The 6,570-nt window shown below is 42.1% G+C and carries 4 protein-coding genes; all 4 read right to left on the bottom strand.

Annotated features, from left to right (window positions below):
- Positions 1–120 precede the first annotated feature (120 nt).
- Entirely contained in the window at positions 121–1,545 is a 1,425-nt protein-coding gene (locus tag DK188_RS21175; RefSeq protein ID WP_232825789.1) for a DUF1254 domain-containing protein, read from the bottom strand.
- Between the two features lie 8 nt (positions 1,546–1,553).
- A complete protein-coding gene (locus DK188_RS21170) occupies positions 1,554–2,990 on the bottom strand; it encodes a DUF1254 domain-containing protein (RefSeq protein WP_111672859.1) in 1,437 nt (478 codons plus the stop codon).
- A 10-nt stretch (positions 2,991–3,000) separates the two neighbouring features.
- Positions 3,001–5,364: an arylsulfatase gene (locus tag DK188_RS21165; RefSeq protein ID WP_111672858.1), complete on the bottom strand. Its 2,364-nt coding sequence runs from the start codon at positions 5,362–5,364 to the stop codon at positions 3,001–3,003.
- A 604-nt stretch (positions 5,365–5,968) separates the two neighbouring features.
- Positions 5,969–6,418: a hypothetical protein gene (locus tag DK188_RS21160; protein WP_111672857.1), complete on the bottom strand. Its 450-nt coding sequence runs from the start codon at positions 6,416–6,418 to the stop codon at positions 5,969–5,971.
- Positions 6,419–6,570: the final 152 nt, after the last annotated feature.

The raw sequence follows: 6,570 nt of genomic DNA, 5'->3' as shown, positions 1-6,570 counted from the left end.
TTCGTCTTTTGTGTGTGGTCTTTCCCGCCAACTCCCACTTGAAGGAATTTGGACCTAGTCTCTGAGGTGCTCAAGGCCCCTATAAAAGATAAAACTCCTATACCCCCGAAAATTCTTTGGTCAATTTTTAACTACTCCAGGAGGCTTCCAGGTTCCATCCAAAGCAGCCGATTGGGGTCCATATACCCGAAGCATCAAATAAAAAGGCTCAGCTGGTGCAGGCAGCCAATTCGCTTGGATATCTTTCTGGGAAGGCATCCTGTGTTGGATGTACAACGTTAAACCACCCTCTTTGTCATAAATCAATCCTTCAGTCGTGGAATTGATCAGGTAGCGATTGATTTCATTTTCGCTCATGTACCCTCCTACTCCATCAGCATGCTTGTTGTACAAGGTTATTGACCAAAAAAAGTTGGCTGGAGGGATTTCCTCCTTGTTAAAATGAATTTTGTATTGATGTTGGCTACCGTCTAAAGTTTCTCCATCCATATCCACATAGGCCACAGGATAGAATGCTTCTACTTTATCATTTCCATAAATCCCGACCATTACTGCTGCTGCCCGCAGCAACCAATCTTCCTTATAAAATTCCCGGGGACCAAAAGCGTCTAACATATTCCAACCATTAACCCGCTCGGCAATATTCTCAGCTTTCTTTTTTATGGCATCCTGAGCTTCCAGGATACCTTCATTGATCGCTGCCAAAACCTCTGGTGAATAATTGGAAGAATCGAATTTAGCTCCTGAAAGAATTCCAATTTTCTCAAAACGTTTCAGTGCCTCCTTATCTTGAGGATGAAATGGTTCTACCATGCTCAGGTAAAAATTCACATACTTAATAAATCGGGCATCCCCAAACTCCTCCGGGTTCAAGGGGACCCAATTGGGTTCTGGAGCGGTTTTAGGCGCTTTTCCATAAAAGGCACTCAAAGGCTGAAGTTTATACTTTTTCTGAACCTCTTTCACATTTGGAAGATCTTTATTCCCCTTGAGTTGGGTTCTCCCAACAATGGTCACAAATTGACTTTCACTGTAGAAAACTTTATCGAAATCCTTATCCTTAATTTCCCCTGCATACCCTGGTCCAACAAAGAGATAATTGCCGGGTTCCGTGCCGGTGCTACGGGTTCCTATGTAGGCAAAATTGTGTGTAAATAGATCAATGCATTGAAAAACATAGTATCGGTCTTTCATCTCAGGAACAGAAAGTACCAAAGGCTCAGCCCTTAGGTCAATTCCAAATGCAGAATAGGGCGTGTCCCCATTCATAGACACCACATCCCGCCGGGTATGATCAGCAGGGATGGTGTCATTTGCTATTTGGTTTAATGGCCCTCTGTATCCAGGGCTATTGGGCATGATTGTGAAGTATTGTGCCTGGTAGCCCATTAAAAAAGGATAAGAAAATATATAGGCTTCTTTTGCTACCCTTTGGGCTTCTGACGGGTCATCCGTAATAGGAGAATCCTTTGGGCTTGGAGTACAGGAAAAAAAGATCAAGATGGCCCCTGACCATAAAAGAATTCGGTGAAACATTTTTCTCATAGTCTTTTCTAGTTAGTAGAGGTAATCAATTCAGGGATTCTCCATTCTCCTCGGAGAATTTCATCCTTTGGACCATAAAGCCTCATGACACAATAAAAGGGACCTTCAGGTGCAGGAAGCCAGTTGGATTCCAGCTCAGCTCCGGGAGATTCATGTTGGACATAAATCACTAAGGATCCATCTTCCTGTCTTTTAAATTCATTCAAGGAAGTAGAATTTACCAGATATTTATCCAAAGGATTGTCGACCAAGAGTTGGGATTTGCCATCATACATGGTAATCGACCAAAAAGCATTGACTGGAGGTAATTGCTCTGACTCAAAAGTGATGGTATAGTTGTTTTTAGAACCATCCAAGGGCTTGCCCTGGTTGTCGACAAGGTACATAGGATAAGAAGCTTCAGTGGCTGAATTCCCATACAACCCAAGATAAGCACCCACAGCCCGGATCAAATAAAAATTATCATACCCATAATTTTCCTCTGCACTTCTAGTCAAAAATTCCCGCGTACCAAATATTTTGGTACTGCCCAAAGCATCTGAAGATCTTTCTTGGACGAAAGCCTCCATCTCTGAGAAGCCTTCTTTCACACCAGCCTGAATAGCCTCCTGGATTTTTATGTCAAATCCTGAAAATTCAAATCCTTCTTTTGTTCCTATTCCTAAGCGCTTAAACTTTTGGAATAATAATTCCTCTCCCTCAGGTACTTGCACAAAATTCAAAACAAAATCCAGATAGGTAAAAGCGGCTGCAGTATACTGATCACCTTCATTCCACTTGGGGAAGTTTTCATCAAGATCTCTGGGGATCGGAGTTTTCCCCATAAACTCACTAAGGGTTTCCACCTGATATTGACGTTGCAATTCGGCCACTTGATTCAAATCCTCCTGACCAAAAAGTTGGGTGCGCACAATGGTAAAAAACAAGTCTGTCTCGCAGCGAATGACCTTTGTGATTCCTTCAGGAACTTCCCCTTCCCAATCTTCCAAGGCAATCAAATAGCTACCAGGATCTACACCCGTAGTCAAGGAACCGATATAGGCGAAATTATGGGTAAAAAGGTCTATCAACTGAAAACTGTAATATCGATCTGGTCCCATCTGAGGGACTGAAAATACGATAGGTTCCTCACGGATATCACTCCAAAACATGCAATAGGGCGTATCAGAATTTGGGGTGACAATAGCCTTATCTTCCGGAGAAAATAAACGGGCCTCGCAGGATTTTTCATTAAAGTCCCCTTTGTAATCCCCCGAGTTTTTATCAATCACATTGGCATATAGCGTTTTGTAATTGACTACCAAAGGAAACCCATAGATATAGGCTTCTTTGGCAATCTGCCGGGCCTCTTCAGGACTCAATTCGTTTTCTTTCGAACACCCAAAGAAAAAGACTGAAAAAGCTAAAAGAATCCCTAAAGCGTATGTATTCATAGGAGCTTTCATAGGCTATTTTTTATTGATTGAACAAATACTGTGATTTGAAACTGTGAATTTGACCCGTGTATTTAAATGGAGCCTTTGAATAATAAGCTTCTGATACGGGTGAACCCAAGTCAGCTCCTAAATCGAAGCATTCGTTTACTGAAAACCCTGCGGTGATTATTGTTGGGATAGAGCCTTTGATCATTTCTTTTCCGTTGGCCGTGATTCTAATATCTGCAGCCTGTAAAAATTGCTTGCTGGCGTGAGCTTTTGGCTCAAAGAATAACTCGATCGTCACCTCTCCTTCCGGAAGCTTACTACTGCCTTTAAGCTTAGTCCGCTCTAGTTCAAAAAGATTATATTCATAATTTAAAACGCCATCCTCTACAAAAAGAGTAAGTCCTCCTGCATACCCTGCCAACGCAAAAATCACCTCATTGGAATCACCCGGATTGGTCAATTCGATGGTAGTTTTATTTTTCACCAAACCTAACCGTGGGGCATTGGATTCTGGTACCCTGACGGTGTTGCCTGGGTAATTGAAAGTTACTCTTGGATTTACCTTCAGCTCTTCAGGATGAAGCAGTACATACAATCCCCCACCAATTGGCAGGTTTTTATTGCGTCGAGATTCTTCCAAAAAGAGTTGCTTCAGCTCTTCCAGTTTCTCAGGATATTCCTCAGCCAAGTCGATTGCCTGGCTAAAGTCATTTTCCAGGTTGTGCAATTCCCAGACATCATTCTTCGGATTCCAAGATTCCAATCCGGGTGTTCGAGTCAACCAAGGCACTCTAGGTCCAAAGGTGGATGCCATCCATCCCTCATGGTAGATAGCCCGGCTCCCCATTACGTCAAAAAACTGGGTTTTCTTTTGACCTTCTGCAAGCGGCTCATCAAAGGTATAGGCCATGCTGATTCCGTCAATCACATCTTGCTCAAATCCATTGACAACTTTCGGTAAGGGGATTTCCAGAATATCATAAATAGTGGGGGTGATGTCATTCACATGATGAAACTGAGATCTTATTTTTCCATCTGCAGTGATTTTATTGGGCCAGGAAATCACCATAGGTTGACGGGTACCTCCAAAATGCGCCGCAACCAATTTTGTGGAACGGAAAGGTGTAGCTCCTGCCCAAGCCCATCCTGCATGATACATATTATCGGTTTTGGGCCCTCCCAAGGCATCTAAGCCACCCAAGTCCTCATTCAATACCCTGATATGGTCTGAGATTTCGGTAGGGATTTGGTTTTGGGCCAAAAGCTCGCTGATGGTTCCGTTCTGACCTTCTGAACTACTTCCATTATCCCCCCAGATATAGAAAATCAGGGTATTTTCATCTATTCCCAATTCCTCTATGGTATTTACGATCCTACCCACATTGAAGTCGACATGCTCTGTAAAACCGGCATAGACTTCCATCAATCTTCTTTGAAAATCTCTTTCGCTTTCGGGAATATCCTCCCATGCGGCCATGGATTCCGGCCTTTCAGTTAGGATGGTGTTTTTAGGTATCCATCCCAGTTCTTTTTGTCTTTGAAATACCCGCTCCCGGTAGGCATCCCATCCATCGTCAAATCTACCTTTGTATTTATCTGCCCATTCCTTGGCCACATGATGTGGTCCATGCACAGCTCCTGGAGCCCAATACATAAAAAACGGCTGATCTGGTTTAAGGGCAACATGATTTTGAATCCAACTGATTGCATCATCCGCCAAATCTTCAGTCAGGTGATAGCCTTCCTCCACAGTCTTGGGCGGGTGCTCAACGAATGTATTGTTTCGAACTAAGGTAGGCTCATATTGGGAAGTTTCTCCTCCAAGAAATCCATAAAAATATTCAAATCCATAACCTGTGGGCCATTCGTCAAAAGGCCCTGCTTTGGAAGTGGAACCTGGATTGGTATTGTGCCATTTCCCAAATGCAGAGGTACTGTACCCGTAATTTTTCAACACTTCAGCCACAGTCGCGGAGGTTTTTGGAATCACTCCACTGAAGCCGTCCCAGTCATTTGCCCACTCTGTAATCTGTCCATTTCCTACTCTGGTGTGGTTTCTTCCGGTCAAAAGCGCTGCTCTTGTGGGAGAACACATGGCCGTGGAATGGAATCTGTTATAAGAAATGCCTCTTTTTGCAAGTTTGCTCAAGGTAGGCGTATGTACCTCTCCACCGTAAGTATCCGGTAATGCGGGTCCGGAATCATCGATCAAAATCACCAGAATGTTTGGTGCATCTGAGGAAAGAAAGCTGGATTGTTTCCTATGTTGGTGTGTTGATTCCTCCATTGTTTCCCTGGCAATACTTGCCGAAGGGACGGCAGGAAAAGGGAGAGTGTCTTGGGCTAACAAAAAGCCAGGATAGAAAAAGGCTAGGAAAAGGCTATAAATCTTCATAAAAAAACAGGTTGAAGAAAAAACTTAACTTAATATAAAATATTATGATCAAATCATGCAAGCTTTTCATATTATTTTTGAGTTAAAGGAATATTTTAATTATATAAAAAATTAGATTAATTCCACTTCTTTTTCGAAAGAAATACAGTAGGAATTATCCCTTCTGGGAGCAGTTAAATTATCATTGGGACCGGGTGGAATTTGCCAGCCCTACAAGCTTGCCCAAGGCTAAAATCTTCCTCTGGAAGATTTTTTAACGCCTTGTCTTACCCTAATATCCTTACCAATTTGTAATTGGCTTTTTATCTCACTGGTCTAGTCATGACTGCACTTGTTATGAGCAGGAAAATTTTGAGGTAACGGAAATAAATGAAATCAATGAAACATTGTAAATATTTGGGTGCTTAACGATAGTAATTAGGTGGTAGTAAGTTGGTTTCTCAAGAAAAGCAGGAATCTTACAGCGAAAAACAACTAGTAATCGACCTTTTTAAGGTAAAAGTGAAAGGCATCACAGGTTTTTGATTGATATCGGGTGATCATTATAAAATTGGAACCTGATTCCACCTTTCGAAACTGGATTTTAATAAACAATTGGTAAGACTTACTCCTCTCTTTTCTCCAGTACAATATCCTCTTCCAAAATTTTCGTCAGATCTATTGTCGGCAAGACCAATTCATAAAACTTGGTTTTGCTCAATCGCTCATGTAGTACACCTCTGGCTGTACCGATAATTAAAGAAGCCAAATGCCTTGCTAACCCTACAGGAATTACCACTGATAGCTTTTTCTTTTTGGTCATGATCAAGGTTTGGAATGCGGCCGGTTCAATCTCAAACTTCATTTTAACTTCCAAAATGATAAATGGAGCCGATTCACATTTGAACTGAATATTCAAGGATACCTGGATAGCATGATCATCATCAGAAGCCGATATCGGAACTCCTACTGCCAATTCGACTTCACAATCTTGCTTGAATGAAGCTTCGATAAGGGCAAACTGTGTAGTTTCAATGCCTTTAATTCGGAAAGGAATGGGTTTCTTTTCTGCCATATTATGCTACCGCTATGTATGAAACTTCACCTGCCTTAACTGTACCACCTGAATACTTCGAAAAGGTATTTAGCTTGATGCTAACCACTTTTGCCGTCTGCTCTTCGTATTTCCAAGTGCCTTTTTGCACTACCTCCTCATCTTCTTGAAGA

Source organism: Algoriphagus litoralis (genome assembly GCF_003259255.1).
Taxonomy (GTDB): Bacteria; Bacteroidota; Bacteroidia; order Cytophagales; family Cyclobacteriaceae; genus Algoriphagus; species Algoriphagus litoralis.
The sequence above is the reverse complement of the archived record's forward strand: the minus strand, read 5'-3'. Positions and strand labels throughout refer to the sequence as shown.